Below are 18,181 nucleotides of genomic sequence, written 5' to 3'. Positions count from 1 at the left end.
AGTTACATTAACAGATGTTTTCGAATTCAGCTTGCTGATTTTGTATGTCCTGCTCGGATAATTCAACTTTTCGAATCATTTCAAAATAACATTTAGCGGTAATCTCGGCATCTTTTTCTGCATTATGCATTTCGGTCGCTGGACTCGAAAATAGCGTTTCATGTAGCGATGAAAGTGGAAGATGTACCATATTCGGATTCCGAACGTATTTTTTGCTATGCAACAAGGTGCAAAAATATGCTAAGTTATGAAATGGAATAGCCAAGTTGGATCGATAGAATTCGGCTGCTAATACCTGCAGGTCGAATGATAGAAAATGGCCGATTAACTGCGGCTTATATTTTTTGATGTCATGACTGAATTTCCGTAATACGTCTTTTTTCTTCTCACCATATTTCATTAGAAAAGGTGGTGTCAATCCATGAATCTGTTCGGATGCAGGACTGATTGGTATTAACGGCTCATAAATATATTTATTGGTTCGTTTAACTTCATGTTGCTCTTCGTCATAAATGATCCAAGCCAGTTGCAAGATGTGGGGCCAATTATCACCGTCCATGTAACTCTTGTTCCACTTTTTCGGTAAACCAGATGTTTCCGTATCTAAGAATAGCAAATATTTTTTCAATGAATTGTCGGTAATTAATAATTAAAAGTAATCAAAATTTGCCGAGGAAAGATGGTAAATCAGCTTATATTTTTGCTGTGGGAGCGCAGGGAGGGCAGGGAGGGCACTGATGCTATCTAATAATTTTAGTTACACTAAAAAGGCTGATTTATTTTGTAAATCAGCCTTTTTTAAAATAAGAATATCTCTTATTTCTTTAACGTCTTCACAGGGAACAAATCAATAACACCTTTTGCAACCTTGCTGATGTTATTAATTGCTTTTTCTGGATTGTCAACATCGCCAGAACCACGTGCCTGCCAGATCACTGCATTTGTTTTACGATCGATGGCTTCGATAATCAAATGGCCATAACGATAGCGTTCTTTTGCAACTGGGTAATAACCGCCGCCATAGTAATATGGTGAAAACCATGGACGGTACCAGCCCCAGGGGCCACCCCATCCGTAATAACCGCCGCCGCCATAGACCAAACGGCTTTTATTGTTGACAATGGTAATATACCGAAATAGTAAATCAGGATTATCTTTAGAATATTGTAGGCCCTTTGCCTCCAGCGCAGTATTCGCAGCATCCAGGATATTAGCTTTGGCGATATCGTTGTCAAAATAAGACTTCGAAAGCGAGTCTACCGGAGGTAACCAAGCATAGGTCTTGAAAGGAGTAAAATCCATCTTTTCTACCCGAGTGGTATTGTATTGATAAGACGAACATGATGCGAGTGCGACGCAGAGCACCAAAAATAATAGAATCTTTTTCATCGTAGTAATTTATTTATCAACTGTGATGAATCTACCATGAGTATTTTGTCGCTGCATTGGACAACCACACTCATGATGGTTCATGGCCTATATGGAACTTATATTTATTTAACTAATTTGTTTTTATTCTTTATCCGCATACCTTTCAATTGTAAAAATAGTACAGTTGACGGTCTTCATGGCAATTGTTTTTTTATCGTCCGGGATGCTACCATCCTTTTTGATTTTACAATCTATTGCTTTAGACAAAAAACTATAAATATGGTTTAATCCGAATTGTAAAATTAATAAGGATATTTTGCCACCAACGGAATCTGCCTTCCTGGACCAAAAGCTTTTGGACTAATACGCAGGATGGGAGGAGCTTGAAAACGTTTGAATTCCGCATTATTAACCAATTTACATACCCTTTCTACTAACGATTTTTCAAAGCCCATTGCTACAACCTCAGATCCTGCTTTCTCATTTTCGATGAGTTCAAAGAGGATTTGATCCAATAGATCGTATTCCGGCAGCGAGTCCGAATCTTTTTGATCTGGCCGAAGTTCCGCAGAAGGCGCTTTTTCAATGGTATTGACTGGAATGATCTCCCTTTCTCGATTGATATAGCGCGCTAAATCATAGGCTTTGGATTTGTAAACATCACCGATTACAGAGATGGAACCTGCCATATCACCATAGAGTGTACCATATCCTACAGCAGCCTCACTTTTGTTGGATGTATTGAGTAAAATATTGCCGAATTTATTGGAAGCGGCCATCAGAATTACCGCACGTGCGCGCGCTTGAATATTCTCTTCAGTCGTATCTGGCTGCAGCCCTTCAAAAAGAGGAGCTAAACTATGTTCGAAGGCATTGGCAATATCTTTGATCGGAACGATATAATGTTTGCAACCGGTATTGTTGACAAGATCCATCGCATCTTTTATCGAATGGTCGGAAGAGTAGACCGATGGCATCAGAATGGCTAATACATTATCGGCACCCAGAGCCTCGCAGGCCAAAGCAGCAACTAAGGCCGAATCTAGCCCACCGGACAAACCTAAAACCGCCTTCTTGAAACCAGATTTTTGAAAATAATCACGTAGCCCGAGGATCAATGCATCATGTATAAGAGCCATCTCAGCAATAGACTCTTTCGAAGATGCTGTGGTGGAGGTTATATTTCGTTGATGATAAGTGACAAATTGAAGATCTTCTTCAAAGCTTTTTAGTTCAGCAATTTTTGTTCCTTCATTATTCAGGGCGATTGAGCGGCCGTCAAAGATAATATCCATGTGAGCACCAATTTGATTGACATAAATGAGCGGTCTGCCAGACTTTGTTACCTGTTGGCTGAGTACCTTGATCCGTTCATCAAAATGGGTATAGGAAAAAGGGGAGGCCGCAATGTTGATGAGGAGGTCTGGATTTTCTTTTCTCAATTCCGCCATGGGATCACCAACGTAAGAATTGCCCCCGTCGTCATCATCCCACAAATCTTCACATATGGTTAAGGCGATTTTTACGCCTTTCAACTCGATACAATCAAAACGTCTGCTGGGTTCAAAATAACGATATTCATCAAATACATCGTAATCGGGCAAAAGGCCTTTTTTAACAATGTTTCGGACTGCCCCATGCTCAATAAATACAGCGGTATTATAAAGCTCTTTGCCCTCAGGATCGCTGTTTTTGACGGGGGCTCCGATGATACAGGCGATATCCTGACAATGAGCAGCGATTTGATGAATAGCTTCATCGCATTGACGTTTAAAGGCCTTACTTCGCAAAAGATCCTTGGCAGGATAACCACCAATCGCGAGTTCGGCGAAAATAATAAGATCGGCCGTTGCTTCTTTGGCCTGTTGGATCGCGCTAATTATTTTTTTAGTATTTGCTTCAAAATTACCGATATGGTAATTCAATTGTGCTAAAGCTATTTTCATATGCTATTAATCGTCTAACTAAATAAGATACCAATTGATGTCGGATCTTCTCACAAATTTATTTCTTTTTTTTGATACTCAGACCGCCCTTGGTCGAATAAAAGCGCTAAATTATCTTCCGATCAATTGAAGCACATCGTATTACCAGTTATGGCCTGTAAGTGGAATGAATGCACAGTCAGTCCATGTTGAGTCGATCTGTTAAGCTGCTATCGTTGTAGATGTATGTTTTTTACAACGCGTGACGATATCGAATGTGCTAAATTGTTTTAACATAATTTTAACAACGTTAAATGCTGTTAAATTTCTTGACATGAAAGCAGATCTGTAGTACCTTTGATATATCAAAAGAAACGAAAGATATTAAAAATAATATATAAAGAACTTTTCATAATTTAGGTTAATAATTGGTTAGGTAAAGCTCGGAGTTCCCCACTTCGAGCTTTTATTTTTTCTAAAATCCTGTTTCGAGTGGTGTTTCAATTTCCTCCTTGGTTTAATTAATTTAAAGTGTTGTTTTCGGATCATACCATTACCGCACAGCAGCGATCCTTTTGTTACTTAAGTATAGCGCCTTTCTTTTTTCTCTTTCATTTTTTCTACAGAAAAATTAGAATTAGATAGTGACCAAATTAACTCTTTAGACAGTACTTGTTCAGTGATCGTTCAGTGCTTGTTCAGTGATTGCTCAGTGAACACTGAATTACTAGTGACTGATCACTGTTTAAAAATTGATTAAAAATTATTATTAGGTATAAGTAGGTATCAAGATATATCAGTATTAATATCGATCTTACTTTTGAGTTTTTGGATAATTTTGGAAACACTAAAACTATCGTCCGATAAACAGATCAATCCTTATTTCTTAGTTTGAAGAGATTGTGGGAGCATATTTCCCTGTAGAGAGGGGGCGATATGAGGCAATGATGCTGTGAAGGTTTATGTTGAAAACCTCTTTGAACTAAAAAGCTCCTAAAATGAGATCATTTTAGGAGCTTTTATGCTTTATTGCTTCAGAAGGGGCGATAATTATTTGATATCTGTAACTTCAATGACAAAATCCAATGGTGAGTTTGCCGGAATAGTTCCGACAGCCTGGTTTTGGTATCCATAAAGGGAAGGTGCCATGATGTGAATTTTACTGCCTTTTTGTAGACCTTTTTCGGTTAAGCCGCCCAATTTCATGTCACCGATTTTTTGTGGTGCAAATGCGAAGGTCCAAGCAGGAATAATGGTGCTATAAAATGGATATTGATACCCCGTGTTTGTGATGATTTCAAATTCTTTGGCAGTATCAGTTTTATCAAATACACTTCCACTCAATAACTTTCCAACATATTTTACAGTCGGTTTAAATTTTAAGTATTTACCATTTAATGTGTCAACCACTTTATATTCATAATTTCCGGTTCCTTCGGCAAGAATTTCATACCAAATTCCCGTTTCGCTGATGTATTGTGCATCGGGGTAATTTTGGCTAACGTAATTTTTAAGTGTTACAGAATCCGTTTTAAATTGTGCATTCGCATCATAAACAGGTGCATCGTCACTTTTGTTACAGCTTACAATAAGGAAAGCGATTGCTGCAATTCCCATGAATAGTGGTGATAACAGTTTTTTCATTGTATTTTTTTATTGGTTTTTCAAGGAAAAGCTATTTTCTTTATAAAAGTAGCTTTGCAAATGTATATTATTTTTTCTTCGTTAGAAGTTTTCACTGTAAGAATTAACATTTTGATACAGTAATTTACACTTCTGAACGTGGAATTAGCTGTTTGGTATTAAACCGACGTAATTACGCATATCAGCATGTTGACTATTCTGGCACATTGGCTACTTTCGGTGAGTGCTTACAAAAAAGCCATTTTCACTAGGAAAATGGCTTTTTTGTCTACTGTATTTTTAGCAGATATAATACAGAATTGTTAGCTGTTTTTATGAAACAAGACAATTATTATTGATTTTTGATGTCAATAACCTCAATCGTAAAATCTAAAGGAGATTTTGCAGGAATAGTAACATTTCCTGTTGAAGAGTCTTTTTGGTCATTATCACCATATGCCCATGGAGAGGGTGTAATAAATCTAATTTTTGATCCTTTTTTTAGCCCGTTTGTTGTAATCCCTCCTGTTTTTTCTTCTTTACCATTAAAAGTAATTGATTTTGGTAAAAAGGCAATTTGCCAAGCCGGAATTACTTTGGAAAGGTTGAAAGAAGCTGTTTTTCCCTCCTCTGTTTGCTGAAAGACAGTTCCACTTGGAACAAGTTTTCCAACATATTTTACGGTCACATTAGGGGCAATAATTCCGCCATTTCCACTGAATGAGTAAGTGTAAGAACTCTCATCTCCTGCAGCTAAAACTTGATATGCTAATCCCAATGAATCAATGTATTGTACATTTTGAAGTTGGTTATCTGCAACATATTTTTTAATCAGAGGGAATTGTTCATCAATTCTTTTTTTATTGATCGAATCTTGAACACGTTGTTTCTCTGTTTGCTCTTTGTAATAGGCATCCCAATCAAAGTTATCTTTATTACAAGCCGTAAATAGAACTCCCAGACACAAAAACGCCATTAATAATTTCGTGATATTTTTCATAATTTCTTAAAGTGTGTATTAATTATAAAATCCAAAACGCAGGAATAATGGAGTTCGCTACACGTAAATGTTAAATTATTCTAAAAAAATAGCTAACTCCTTTGAATTCAGGTATTTTTGTCGTATGTTTTTTAGCCGAAATTCACTATCAAAACGTAGGAGAGTTGGGAAAATCATTTTTCTCCCTTGTAGCAATTGCAAAGCTAAAGGATGGAATTGTCCTGTTTTTTTTCTTTTCTTTAGGGGCTTCCATATGCTTCGATCAAAAGCAATCTCATCGATAGATTCTGCGTCGAGCTTCACCGCATAGTAGCGCTTGTTGATTAATTGGACAATCTCTTTTTTTGTAAAGATTTCCTGTTCCATTTTTCGGCAGTAGCTGCACCAATCTGTATGAATAAAGAGCAGTGTTTCGCGTGGTGAAACGGCCAGGAGTGAATCCAATTGCGCAAAATCAATCCAATTTATCCGCTCCTGTCCATAGTGGCAGAGCGGATAAAAGAATAGGATTAAGAGCACATATATTTTTTGGAAATGCTTCATATCCCAAATTTATGTTAATGAAAATGACCAACACGAAGTCCAAACGTGTAAGTACGGGGGCGTGTTGGACCATAGATATAGTCTGAATCACGTAGCGCTCCCTTGTCGAAGTCCTTCTGAAAAGCATTGAACATGTTTTGTACTCCACCAAAAATTTCGATGCTGAAATCCTTATGTATTGGAAAGGTGTAGCCTAGACGGAGATTTAATTCCACAAAGTCCCGGGCATTTTTGAGGGTCATCACATCATTTTGAATGTGTGGAACAATCATTTTTCCCGTATATACTCCAGTCAGATCGATCGCAAATTGTTTGGTTGCTTTCAGGTTGCTATTCAAATAACCATAAATGTTGGGCGTACGGACATATTTTTTGGTGAGGATATCCTGCCCATCTTCTTTTCCTGTATAGATGATTTGGTCTTTCTTGTAACGTGAGCGCTGGATCGTCCCGCCGGTTTGGATAGAAAACCAGGAGGATGGCGCGATATTGATTTCAATATTAGAACCATACACCCGGGCCCCTTCACCATTTTGCATTTCCTGGATAATCAATCCGTCTTTTTCAGACGCCATGACGTTGACAAACTGATTATTTAGATCCGTGTAAAATCCCTCCACGAGCAAACTGGTTTGTACATTTCCGAAATTTTTATTGTAGCTAAAAGAACCTGTATACGCATTGGAGTATTCTGTTTTCAGATTTTCACCGATCAATACAAAGACTTGGTTTCCGCCAATGGAAGTGACATGCATGTCCTCATTAAATGCCTGTGGCGCACGGAAGCCACGTGCATAACCCCCTCTAAATTGGAGGTCTTTTGTGATATCGTATAAGATGGTCAACCGTGGACTAAAGGTGCCGAAGCGCTGATCTGAGTTCCTATTTATACCTGCAAGACTATATTTACCGTCTACATAGGTATAATCATATCGCGCTCCGATTAACGTTTTAAAATTACTTAAAGGTTTCCATTCGTATTGGGCATAACTGCCTAGTCCTTTATTCTGCTGATCGATGGTTCGTTTATACCCCGGTATTTCATCCTGGGTATCGTTGTATGAAAACTCCACTCCGGCAGTAAATACATCTCTTTCAAAGTTGTAGGTATATTGTCCCCCGGCAACCAGCGCGATATCATTTGTTTTTCCATAGGCATTTGCGGCTAATGTGCTGTCGGCAAGTGTTGTTCCGCCTCCAAGACCGCCATAGTAGCTGTCGCGAACAGTTTTCTGTACAGAGCCATACAGGGACATTTTTTGCTTATAATCGGTGGAATAATGATCGTAGGTGATTCCGCCAACAAGCGAACTGGTTTCCAATTGCTCGGTGATTTGCGTCAGATGGGGTACTTTATCGAGTTGATCACCACCGCGGCGGAACTCGTTCACGGTGCTAAAGTCAACCGTTATCTTATCCAGGTCACTCGGCTTGTAAAATAATTTTGTGCCGAAAGTGGTGTTACGAAGTTTGGTTATTTCCGAAAAACCATCACCATTCGCATCGTAAGCTTCCCGATTACGGTGCATGCCGTAGAATGTGGCTCCTCTTTTGAGGTCTTCCGAAACGGTTGAGGTATTAAAATCAACGGTATTATCCCAGCTTTTGCCACCAATAAGTGAGTTGGTGGATTTGACCTGCCAGTCGTTCTCTACCGGATCTTTTGTAATAATATTGATGGTCCCTGCAATGGCATTGGCACCAAATAAAGCCGAACCGCCGCTACGCACAACCTCAATACGATCGATCATACTGGTTGGAATCTGATCCAAACCGTATACGCTATTTAGTGCGGAAAATACCGCCCTACTATTGATCAATATTTGTGAATAGGGGCCCTCGAGACCATTAAGCCGGACTTGTGAAAAACCGCAATTCTGGCAATTGTTTTCGACCCGTACACCCGGTTGATAATTCAATGTTTCCGACATAGCGACAGATTGTGTCGCATTAAATAATTTGGGACCAATGACATTGACCACCACAGGAGCGTCCTTACGTTTTACGCCATAGCGTGTAGCTGAAACCACAACCTCATCCAAATTGAGGTTGTCTTCCTCCAGTTGGATTTGCAATGGTGCCTTCAACGTGTCTAAAGAGATGACTTTGCTGAAGGAACGATAGCCCACTGCAGATATATTCAAGGTTACTTTTTGCGTTGATATTGCAGACAGCTTAAAGTAGCCATCGGCATCGGATGTTGTCGCGAGCTTGCTGTTTTTTAAGGTCAGGGTACCGGAAGGAACCGCTTCATGATTTTTATTGAACAAGTAGCCTTCAAGTTTTGACTGGGCGTATATAGTGGATGTACCAGCCAGTAATGTGGCCAATAATGTGTATTGCTTTAGCATCGTAATTTGATAAAAATTTAAAACATTTAAGCCTCGTATAGCGAGGTCTATTCCTATTGCATAAATGGCGTTCGAGGTATTGTGAACTTCTCGAAAACAGGCGAATGGCTTGTTTTTTAGTAAGGTGCTTTATACCAGGCAACGTACTGAACTCCCGCCAAGGTTATTCAGCAAACGTTTTCGCCATTGTGAAAAGACAATGCTCGAAAAGGAGGCAACGAAAAGATGGTATCAAAAGATACTTATCGATAGGTACTACATTCCATAGCAACTGGACCAATCAATTGAGCGCATGGCTAACATATTGTTTTTTGCACAACACGAGTTTGGCCACCCTGGACTGCAGACCTTCGAAATCTTTGATTTTTGATTTATGCTAAGCTGGGGGGACCACGTAAGTGGTAATGATCGACGGTTGTGGTGAATGCTTCCGGACAAAATAAATGATAGCGTTCCTCTTTTACTTCACGCGGAATAGGAAGCTCAAGGACGGTAAATTCAGTTTGTACGTAGGTATTGTGATAGATGACATTGAGGTATTCGATTTGGTCATCTGTTTCTTGCGGCTTTTGTTTCTTGGTAAAATCATAAGGGTGGGTGTGCATGACAATCTCACCGGTTGATTTTACCTCTTTGTGCATAAAAACAACACCCGAAATAATAATCAGCGACATTAATACCAATTGGCAAAATGCGATAAGCTGACGTGGGGATTTCGTTGTTTTTCGGTACATAAAAAAGCGTTACTTTTTAGGGTAACGCTTCAAAAATACGATTTTATTTTGTGAGTATTCGTGATCCACTCATTAAAAAATTATAAAGTTTCTATGTGCTAAGCTTAACTTGCTTCCTGACTATTTAATCAGATGATTGTTGTCGTCTGGAAATACAACGGAAGGTTTAAACTTCTTAGCTTCCTCAAAATCCATGTTTGCGTAGGAAATGATGATGACGATGTCGCCGACCTGAACCAGGCGAGCCGCAGCACCATTCAAACAGATAATGCCTGATCCACGTTGCCCTGGGATGACGTATGTTTCAAGACGGGCTCCATTATTGTTGTTTACGATTTGAACTTTCTCGTTAGCGATGATATTTGCGGCATCCATCAAATCTTCATCTATCGTGATACTACCCACATAATTCAATTCCGCTTGTGTGACTTTAACGCGGTGAATCTTGGATTTCATTACTTCTATTACCATGGCGCAAAGGTAGGGCTTTCTACTGAATTTGAAAGATTTGTCAATTAATTTGACAAATTATTCAGAATCATATTATCAATCAAACGAACACCTTCAACCCAGGCAGCGACAAGTGCGACATGCTGCTTACTGAAATCGATGTGATTGACTTCTTTTAAGGTCGAACTCTCACATAGGGCAAAATATTCAACGGTTAGTCCTTCGGTGTCTGTTAAAATCTGCAAGGCTTTGTCCTTTATTTCCGCTAGCGGGATAGCGTCATGTATATGATCTTTTACATATTGCAGGGAGCGGGAGAGCGCCAAAGCTGTTCTTTTTCCAGCGTCGCTTAAGCGCGCGTTTCTAGAGCTCAGTGCTAGGCCGTTTTGATCTCGAATGATAGGACATATCGCCAATTGAATCGCGAGATCCTTCATGGCTATCATGCGTTTGATGACCATGACCTGTTGAAAATCTTTTTGCCCGAAACAAGCAATATCCGGTTGTACTAAGGTAAATAATTTATAGACCACCTGGGTGACACCTTGGAAATGCCCGGGGCGTTTTTCACCTTCCCAAATCTGATCCAGTTCGCCAAGGTCAAGATGCCAGGCTTCATTTTTATCGGGATACATTTCATCGACACTTGGTAAAAAGAGAATGTCGCAATCGACGGATTCCAGTAATCTAATGTCGTTTTCGATGGGCCGTGGATATTTTTCGAGATCTTTCGGATCGTTAAATTGTGTGGGGTTAACAAAAATGCTGCAAACACGAATATCGCTGATTGGTTTTGCATAATTTAATAGGGATAAATGTCCTTCATGTAAAGCGCCCATCGTAGGGATTAGAGCGATTTTTTGACCTGTTGATCGGGCTTGTTGCAGGTATGCTTGGAGAGATGCTTTCGTTTTGAAAATTTCCACTTTGCTATTTAGTTTTTGTTGGCAAAGTTGCATAATATTTTGGGAATATAAAACGATGATTAATAGTAAATTGCATAGTAAGTATTTTTTTCGTACCTTTGTAGACCGATTTTACTGTTCGAAAATAATAAATAAAAATAACTGGAGATGGCAAAAACGAAGATATTGTTTATTACTCACGAGATGTCGCCTTTCCTCGAATTAACTAAAATTTCTGAAATTACACGTCAACTTCCGCAAGCGATGCAAGAAAAGGGTTTTGAGATCCGGATCTTAATGCCGCGTTTTGGGAATATCAATGAGCGTCGAAATAGATTACATGAGGTTATTCGTCTTTCAGGCTTGAACATTGTTGTGGATAATAATGATAATCCGCTAATTATTAAAGTTGCTTCATTACCTGCGGCCCGTATGCAGGTATATTTCTTGGATAATGAAGACTACTTTCAGCGTAAAAAAGTTTTTAGTGATGAGCATGGCGAATTCTTTGCAGACAATAATGAGCGTTCGGTGTTCTTCTGTAAAGGAGCATTGGAAACTGTGAAGAAATTAGGTTGGTCCCCTGATGTAGTACACTGTCATGGATGGTTCTCTGCTTTGGTACCGGCTTACGTGAAGACAACGTATAAAGACGATCCTACATTCAAGGATGCAAAAGTGATGTACTCTTTGTTCAATGAAGAATTTAAAGGTACATTAGGTACAAAGTATGCTGAAATGGCGCCCGAGGGCTCCTTTAAGGCTGCGGATGCGCAGGTGTACGGCGATGGTAGTTATGAGGCGATCTACAAAGGTGCTTTGCATTTTACCGATATGGTGGTTGTCGCTGACGAAAATGTCAACACGGAAATAGTTGATTTTGCTCGATCAAAAGATATTCAGGTTTTTGAGCCTAATGGCGATCAGGACTACGATGCTTTTGGAGAAGTATATGATCAGTTTGCGCCAGAAGAAGTAGAAGCTTAAGCTTTACCTTTCGAAGCGTTTCGAAAAACAAACAGACAATAATATAGAAAAAGGCTATTCTCAAGGATAGCCTTTTTTTATGCGACTCTTTTTCTTCTGGTCGAACCGTTATTTCAATGATTTTCGTTGCGCTACCTGCCAGAAACCTTTTGTAGCAATAAATATAGCTGCGAATTGCTATCTTCGCAGTAATCTGTCAATGATTTTAGATGTTCATACCAGGGAATCTCAGCGAAGATGAATCGGTTTTGATCTATACCTCATAGGTTAGGTTATCAAATAGCATACATTGGCTGTATTTTATTGTATATAATTCGTGTCATGAAAATTAAGGTAGGATTTGGATTTGATGTCCATCAGATGAAAGAAGGTCATCCGTTTATTGTTGGTGGAGTGCAACTGGAGCATCATGCTGGAGCCTTTGGGCATTCTGATGCCGATGTATTGGTTCATGCGATATGTGATGCCATTTTAGGCGCCGCCAATTTGGAAGATATTGGCTACCACTTCCCAAATACAGATATGCGCTGGAAAGGCATTAGCAGTTTATTGTTATTAAAAGAATGTATGGCGCTGATTGCTGCGAAGGGATATACGCTTGGCAATATTGATGCGATGCTGTGCCTGGAAGCTCCTAAGATAAAACCCTACATTCCACAAATGAAGGTTAAACTGGCTGAAGCAACGGGTTTGGATATCGATGACATCTCTATTAAAGCAACAACAAATGAAACAATGGGATTTATCGGTCGTCAGGAAGGGGTGGTTGCCTATGCGGTTTGCTTGATTGAACGCGCGTAGTTCGCCACAATATTTTCACGTTTAAATTCTTGCTTTTGGCCCAATTAGTAATACCTTTGTCAAAGTAGGGATTCTTGGCACACTATCTGATAGAGTGTGCATTAATGTCTTAATTGAAGTCTTTAAAGATCAAAATGATGCCCTATCCAAGTTTGCAAAATGCAACTGCGGTTGGAAAAATGGTCTCTGCATTGCGGTCTTTACAATGAATAATATTTACGTCTGAAATTTAGTAAATAGATGAAACGAGTATCAAAAAAAAATCAACTTAATGAGGCTGATGTCAAGCGGTATACGTTCAATTTTTGGAAAATTATCGTCGGGATTGTCGCGATAGGTTTTCTCTTTATATTGAGTATACGTCTTGGCCTATTTGGAAAATTACCCTCCTTCAGTGATTTGGAAAACCCCAAAAGTAATTTAGCGTCTGAAGTTATCACGGAAGATCATAAGGTATTGGGAACGTATTATGTCCAAAACCGTTCCAATGTAAAGTATAGTGAATTGTCGCCTTATTTGGTCAAAGCATTGGTTTCTACAGAGGATAAACGCTTTTATGATCACTCCGGGATAGACTACTCACGGACATTTACAGTTATCTTTCACACCTTGACCGGTAACAAACAGGGGGGAAGTACCATTACACAACAGCTGGCTCTGAATCTATTTTCGGATGGACGGCAAAAGAATTTTCTAAAGCGTGTCATCCAAAAATTTCAGGAATGGATTACCGCTGTTCGTTTGGAAAGAAATTATACCAAAGATGAGATTATTACCATGTATTTTAATACGGTAGACTTTGGTGCTTATAATACCTACGGAATCAAATCCGCTGCGCGGACTTATTTCAATACGACTCCGGATAAACTGACGGCGGAACAAGCAGCCCTTTTGGTAGGAATGCTTAAAGGCCCGGGAGCATATTCTCCTGTGCGGTACCCCGAAAAATCACGTACGCGCCGTAATACAGTATTGAACAATATGGTTGCCGCTAATTTTATTTCGGCAGAGGAGGCTACCAAAGCGAAGGAGAAACCACTTGGTTTAGAACTGAAGATTGCAAATTACGGTGAAGGTTTGGCACCCTATTTTAGAGCGGTATTAAAGGATGAAATCAAAAAAGAATTTGCAAAATTGTCCATCACCAAACCAGATGGTACGCCGTATGACCTCGATCGTGATGGATTGAAAATCTATACGACGATCAATATGTCGATGCAGCAATATGCAGAGGATTCGCAAAAAGAATGGATGAAGCAATTGCAGTCTAAATTTTCCGCACAATGGAAAAATAGGGATCCTTTTAAAGGCGATAAAGCCAAACTGCTCATGAGTGGAATGAAGCGTTCTGACCGTTACCGTATTTTGAAAGAAGAGGGCTTGAATGAAGACGCGATCAAAAAGGCTTTCAATGTAAAGGTTCCGATGAATATTTTTACGTGGAAGGGAAGTGTTGATACGATGATGACGCCAATGGATTCCATTAAGTACAATAAACTCATGTTGCGCAATGCGATGATGTCTATGGAGCCGAAGACCGGACATATTAAAGCTTGGGTTGGGGGTATTGATTTTGACCACTTCAAATATGATCAGGTAAAAATGGGTACACGTCAGGTCGGATCGACGGCGAAACCATTTACGTACGCGGTGGCGATTGACAACGGTTATTCACCATGTTACAGTATTCCCAATTACCAACAAACCTATAATGGGTGGACGCCAAGAGGAAATGCACAAGGTGGGAACCCGATTACTTTAGCGAAGGCATTGGCTTATTCGCAAAACTATGCGACGGCCTATTTGGTACACGAAGTTGGTGCTGCAGAAGTGGCCGCATTGACTAAACGGATGGGTATAACAAGTGATGTGCCTAATTATCCTTCGATCTCATTAGGTGCTTATGAAGCGTCGGTCTTTGATATGGTGGGTGCTTATTCGGCATTTGTGAATCAAGGAACCTGGATTGAGCCAACTGCGATCTTACGTATTGAAGATAAAAATGGTACACCGATCTACGATAAAGCACCAAAGGTCGTAAAAGCCTTAAATAGTGAATCTGCTTATATTATTGTTGATATGTTGAAAAAAGTGGTATCCCAAGGTACGGCGAGACGTATTCAATGGATGTATAAGCTCACCAATCCAATTGGTGGTAAAACAGGTACAACCAACGATAACTCAGATGCCTGGTTTATTGGTATCACACCGGAACTGGTTACAGGGGTTTGGACCGGTGCAGAAGATCGAGGTATTAGTTTCGACAGGATGGAGTACGGACAGGGGGCCGCAGCAGCGATGCCTGTATTTGCGTACTATATGCAGAAAGTATATAAAGATTCAAATCTGAAGTATACCAAGGGCGATTTTGAGCAACCGCAGGGTGGGCTTACCCGTGTCATTGACTGTAATCAGTATTGGGGCGGTGGTGGCTCAGATGTCGAAGATGGATCTACGGATTCAAGCGGTAAAGATGCGACTAAACTAAAAGATGATCGCTTAGGTTTCTAAGTTATTTTAACGATTACCATTGGGCCAGATAATAAATTTTTTCGAGATTTGTTGTCTGGCCTTTTTGCTGAACATGTTTGATATTGGAACGTAATGGACGTATTTGATTATAGAGAAGAATTAAAAAAGATACCACATCGACCGGGAGTCTATCAGTATTTTGATAAAAATAGTGAGCTGATCTATATCGGTAAAGCGAAGGATCTGCGTAATCGGGTCGGTTCGTATTTCGTGAATGAAAATCAGCTGAATGGCAAAACCCGTGTTTTGGTTCGCAAGATCAACCGTATATCTTTTACTATAGTTGATACAGAGATTGATGCTTGGTTGCTTGAGAATTCATTAATCAAGAAACACAAGCCCAAGTATAATGTTCTGTTGAAGGATGATAAAACCTATCCATGGATTGTCATCAAGAACGAACCTTTTCCGCGGGTTTTTTGGACCAGACAATATATCAAGGATGGGTCTCGTTATTATGGCCCCTATCCTTCGGTGGGGATGATGCATATTGTATTGGATCTGATCCGTGAACTATTTCCCCTCCGTACCTGCAATTTGGCTCTCACACAGGAAAACATACGGAAAGGCAAGTTTAAGATCTGTCTTGAATATCAAATTGGAAATTGTAAGGGGCCCTGCGAAGGGTATCAGTCCGAAGACGACTACGATCAGAACCTGAGTGATATCAAGGATATTCTGAACGGAAAGATTGCTGTGGTGACCAATCGTTTAAAGGAAAGTATTGGTACAGCAGCAGCGGCTTTGGATTTTGAAAGGGCACAGTTAATGAAGGCGAAGTTGGATAAGCTGGACAACTACCAGAGCAAGTCGACGGTGGTCAACTCATCCATTACCAATGTGGATGTATTTAGTATTGCTTCAGACGAGGGTTACGCTTTTGTCAATTACCTGAAAGTCATGAATGGTGTTATTATTCAGACACAAACCCTCGAAATGAAAAGGCGTTTGGACGAGAGTGAACAGGAGCTTTTGGCCTTGGCGATACCGGAGATTCGGGAGCGCTTCAAAAGCCTCTCGCGGGAAATTATCGTACCTTTTGAATTGGATATTGAAGAGAACGAACGGATTCGATTTACGATTCCGAAGTTGGGCGAAAAGAAAAAATTGCTGGAGCTTTCCCAAAAGAACGTGGCATTTTTTAGAAAAGAGCGTCTGTTGCAATATGAAAAGCTTAATCCGGATATTCGGACGGAGCGCATCTTAAAGCAGATGCAAAAAGATCTGCGCATGAATGTGCTCCCGCAACATATTGAATGTTTCGATAACTCGAATATTCAGGGGAATTATCCCGTATCGGCTATTGTTGTCTTTAAGGATGCAAAACCTTCGAAGAAAGATTACCGCCATTTTAATGTGAAAACCGTGGAGGGGCCCAATGATTTTGCCACGATGGAGGAGGCTGTTTTTAGACGCTATAGGCGATTATTGGATGAAGATCAGCCTTTGCCGCAATTGATCATTATCGATGGGGGAAAAGGGCAGCTGGGCGCAGCCTTAAAGAGTCTGCGCTTGTTGGGGATAGAACGGAAAGTCACGGTCATCGGCATTGCCAAAAGACTGGAGGAGCTATTCTATCCGGGTGATCAATATCCACTTTATCTGGATAAGAAGTCTGAAACCCTCAAGGTCATTCAACATCTCCGGGATGAAGCACACCGTTTCGGAATCACCTTCCACAGAAATCAACGGAGCCGCAAAACCTTCGTTTCAGAGCTGGAAAATGTTCCGGGTATTGGAAAAACAACGGTTGAGAAAGTATTAACTGAGTTTAAATCGGTAAAAAAAGTGAAGGAAGCCTCCGATGAAGAACTAAAAAAAGTGCTTAATCTGAAACAGATTAAAGCACTTCGTGAATATTTTGCAACGTAAAAATTTAAAAGAAGAATAGTTCGTGCATTCGAGGTCGGTAAAAAAGGTCTCCGTACGAACTTTTCAAAGCGAATTAATCATCGTAACCAAAACGTTTAAGGTAGTTCTTTTTACTTCTCCAGTCAGGAATCACCTTAACAAAAAGTTCGAGGAATACTTTTCCATCGATAAACTCTTCAATATCCTGGCGGGCATAGGTACCGACTTTTTTGATCATGGCACCTGCTTTTCCGATGATAATATTTTTTTGAGAGTCGCGCTCTACAATAATTTCGGCAGCAATACGAGTGATATTTGCTTCTTCTTTGTATGATGTGACGATTACTTCTGTACTGTAGGGGATTTCCTTATCGTATAGTTTGAATACTTTTTCACGGATCATCTCAGAGACGAAGAAACGCATGGATTTATCCGTTAGCTCATCTTTCTCATAATAGGCTTCGTGAATCGGTAACTTGTCCTTGATGTAGTGCATCACGGCGGCGACATTATGATTTAATTTTGCTGAAATTGCAAAAACGGTATCTGGATTTAATTTTTCCTGCCAAAATTCAATCTTAGCCTTGACCTCTTCTTCCGAAGATTTATCAATTTTGTTGATAAGCACGGCAACAGGGGAATTTGTTTTACGCAATTTCTCCAGGACATCGTTCTCATCGTATTTTTCGTGGATATCTGTCACAAATAAAATAATGTCTGCATCGATCAACGATCCTTGGACAAAATTCATCATTGATTCTTGCAAAGAATAGTTTGGTTTGATGACACCAGGGGTGTCCGAAAACACAATTTGATGGTCTTCATCGTTTACAATACCGATAATGCGGTGTCTTGTCGTTTGCGCTTTGGGTGTAATGATAGACATTTTTTCACCCACTAAAGCGTTCATTAGGGTGGACTTACCAGCATTTGGCTTTCCGATGATACTTACGAATCCTGCTTTGTGTGACATTTTTCTAAATTTTATTAGGATTACAAAGAAACAAAATATATCTTTGTACTCCAATTCGGAAGGATCATAATCTTGTTTTTTCAAAAGAAAAAAGCAATTTTGTTCAAAAATATATTGCGGGGTGGAGCAGTTGGT

General features: G+C 39.8%; 15 protein-coding genes. 4 read left to right on the top strand and 11 right to left on the bottom strand.

The window, feature by feature from the left end; translation table 11 throughout:
* Nucleotides 1–7: 7 nt before the first annotated feature.
* The 10 genes from B4Z47_RS12840 to panC all read right to left on the bottom strand — a co-directional run bounded on the left by B4Z47_RS12840 (nt 8) and on the right by panC (nt 10,923).
* Nucleotides 8–628, bottom strand: a complete 621-nt coding sequence (locus B4Z47_RS12840; RefSeq protein ID WP_070570127.1) for a 3'-5' exonuclease — start codon at nt 626–628, stop codon at nt 8–10.
* 188 nt (nt 629–816) lie between these two features.
* Nucleotides 817–1,389, bottom strand: coding sequence for a DUF4136 domain-containing protein (locus tag B4Z47_RS12835; RefSeq protein ID WP_075994305.1), 573 nt, complete (start codon nt 1,387–1,389; stop codon nt 817–819).
* 284 nt (nt 1,390–1,673) lie between these two features.
* Entirely contained in the window at nt 1,674–3,317 is a 1,644-nt protein-coding gene (locus B4Z47_RS12830; RefSeq protein ID WP_115046539.1) for an NAD+ synthase, read from the bottom strand.
* Between the two features lie 1,029 nt (nt 3,318–4,346).
* Entirely contained in the window at nt 4,347–4,940 is a 594-nt protein-coding gene (locus B4Z47_RS12825) for an FKBP-type peptidyl-prolyl cis-trans isomerase (RefSeq protein ID WP_115046541.1), read from the bottom strand.
* 331 nt (nt 4,941–5,271) lie between these two features.
* A complete protein-coding gene (locus B4Z47_RS12820) occupies nt 5,272–5,919 on the bottom strand; it encodes an FKBP-type peptidyl-prolyl cis-trans isomerase (RefSeq protein ID WP_115046543.1) in 648 nt (215 codons plus the stop codon).
* A 75-nt stretch (nt 5,920–5,994) separates the two neighbouring features.
* On the bottom strand, nt 5,995–6,462 hold the full coding sequence (locus tag B4Z47_RS12815) for a thioredoxin family protein (RefSeq protein ID WP_115046545.1): 468 nt from the start codon (nt 6,460–6,462) through the stop codon (nt 5,995–5,997).
* 14 nt (nt 6,463–6,476) lie between these two features.
* Nucleotides 6,477–8,813 (bottom strand): TonB-dependent receptor, encoded by a 2,337-nt coding sequence (locus tag B4Z47_RS12810; protein WP_115046546.1) that lies wholly within the window; start codon nt 8,811–8,813, stop codon nt 6,477–6,479.
* A gap of 371 nt (nt 8,814–9,184) precedes the next feature.
* Nucleotides 9,185–9,547 (bottom strand): hypothetical protein, encoded by a 363-nt coding sequence (locus tag B4Z47_RS12805; protein WP_115046549.1) that lies wholly within the window; start codon nt 9,545–9,547, stop codon nt 9,185–9,187.
* A gap of 120 nt (nt 9,548–9,667) precedes the next feature.
* On the bottom strand, nt 9,668–10,018 hold the full coding sequence (gene panD, locus B4Z47_RS12800) for an aspartate 1-decarboxylase (RefSeq protein WP_115046550.1): 351 nt from the start codon (nt 10,016–10,018) through the stop codon (nt 9,668–9,670).
* 44 nt (nt 10,019–10,062) lie between these two features.
* Nucleotides 10,063–10,923, bottom strand: a complete 861-nt coding sequence (panC, locus tag B4Z47_RS12795; protein WP_115049388.1) for a pantoate--beta-alanine ligase — start codon at nt 10,921–10,923, stop codon at nt 10,063–10,065.
* Between the two features lie 147 nt (nt 10,924–11,070).
* Between panC and B4Z47_RS12790 the strand changes: the two genes are divergently transcribed.
* The 4 genes from B4Z47_RS12790 (at nt 11,071) to uvrC (ending at nt 17,094) form a co-directional block, all read left to right on the top strand.
* Entirely contained in the window at nt 11,071–11,889 is an 819-nt protein-coding gene (locus B4Z47_RS12790) for a glycogen/starch synthase (protein WP_070570107.1), read from the top strand.
* A 321-nt stretch (nt 11,890–12,210) separates the two neighbouring features.
* Nucleotides 12,211–12,690, top strand: a complete 480-nt coding sequence (gene ispF, locus B4Z47_RS12785) for a 2-C-methyl-D-erythritol 2,4-cyclodiphosphate synthase (RefSeq protein ID WP_070570337.1) — start codon at nt 12,211–12,213, stop codon at nt 12,688–12,690.
* A gap of 240 nt (nt 12,691–12,930) precedes the next feature.
* Nucleotides 12,931–15,201, top strand: a complete 2,271-nt coding sequence (locus B4Z47_RS12780) for a penicillin-binding protein 1A (protein WP_115046552.1) — start codon at nt 12,931–12,933, stop codon at nt 15,199–15,201.
* A gap of 93 nt (nt 15,202–15,294) precedes the next feature.
* The gene (gene uvrC / locus B4Z47_RS12775; RefSeq protein WP_115046553.1) at nt 15,295–17,094 is read left to right on the top strand and encodes an excinuclease ABC subunit UvrC; all 1,800 of its coding nucleotides are present in this window, start codon (nt 15,295–15,297) and stop codon (nt 17,092–17,094) included.
* A 73-nt stretch (nt 17,095–17,167) separates the two neighbouring features.
* Here the strand turns inward: uvrC and era are convergent, their stop codons facing one another.
* On the bottom strand, nt 17,168–18,046 hold the full coding sequence (era, locus tag B4Z47_RS12770; RefSeq protein WP_070570335.1) for a GTPase Era: 879 nt from the start codon (nt 18,044–18,046) through the stop codon (nt 17,168–17,170).
* Nucleotides 18,047–18,181: the final 135 nt, after the last annotated feature.

Source organism: Sphingobacterium sp. UBA2610, assembly GCF_002339225.1.
In the GTDB taxonomy this organism is placed as follows: Bacteria; Bacteroidota; Bacteroidia; order Sphingobacteriales; family Sphingobacteriaceae; genus Sphingobacterium; species Sphingobacterium multivorum.
This window is presented reverse-complemented; position numbering and strand designations above follow the sequence as displayed.

Bases quoted from the DNA above. Each gene is read 5' to 3' on its own strand.
- B4Z47_RS12835 (WP_075994305.1), bottom strand. From the start codon at position 1,389: ATGAAAAAGATTCTATTATTTTTGGTGCTCTGCGTCGCACTCGCATCA.
- B4Z47_RS12830 (WP_115046539.1), bottom strand. From the start codon at position 3,317: ATGAAAATAGCTTTAGCACAATTGAATTACCATATCGGTAATTTTGAA.
- B4Z47_RS12825 (WP_115046541.1), bottom strand. From the start codon at position 4,940: ATGAAAAAACTGTTATCACCACTATTCATGGGAATTGCAGCAATCGCT.
- B4Z47_RS12820 (WP_115046543.1), bottom strand. From the start codon at position 5,919: ATGAAAAATATCACGAAATTATTAATGGCGTTTTTGTGTCTGGGAGTT.
- B4Z47_RS12815 (WP_115046545.1), bottom strand. From the start codon at position 6,462: ATGAAGCATTTCCAAAAAATATATGTGCTCTTAATCCTATTCTTTTAT.
- B4Z47_RS12810 (WP_115046546.1), bottom strand. From the start codon at position 8,813: ATGCTAAAGCAATACACATTATTGGCCACATTACTGGCTGGTACATCC.
- B4Z47_RS12805 (WP_115046549.1), bottom strand. From the start codon at position 9,547: ATGTACCGAAAAACAACGAAATCCCCACGTCAGCTTATCGCATTTTGC.
- panD (WP_115046550.1), bottom strand. From the start codon at position 10,018: ATGGTAATAGAAGTAATGAAATCCAAGATTCACCGCGTTAAAGTCACA.
- B4Z47_RS12790 (WP_070570107.1), top strand. From the start codon at position 11,071: ATGGCAAAAACGAAGATATTGTTTATTACTCACGAGATGTCGCCTTTC.
- ispF (WP_070570337.1), top strand. From the start codon at position 12,211: ATGAAAATTAAGGTAGGATTTGGATTTGATGTCCATCAGATGAAAGAA.
- B4Z47_RS12780 (WP_115046552.1), top strand. From the start codon at position 12,931: ATGAAACGAGTATCAAAAAAAAATCAACTTAATGAGGCTGATGTCAAG.
- uvrC (WP_115046553.1), top strand. From the start codon at position 15,295: ATGGACGTATTTGATTATAGAGAAGAATTAAAAAAGATACCACATCGA.
- era (WP_070570335.1), bottom strand. From the start codon at position 18,046: ATGTCACACAAAGCAGGATTCGTAAGTATCATCGGAAAGCCAAATGCT.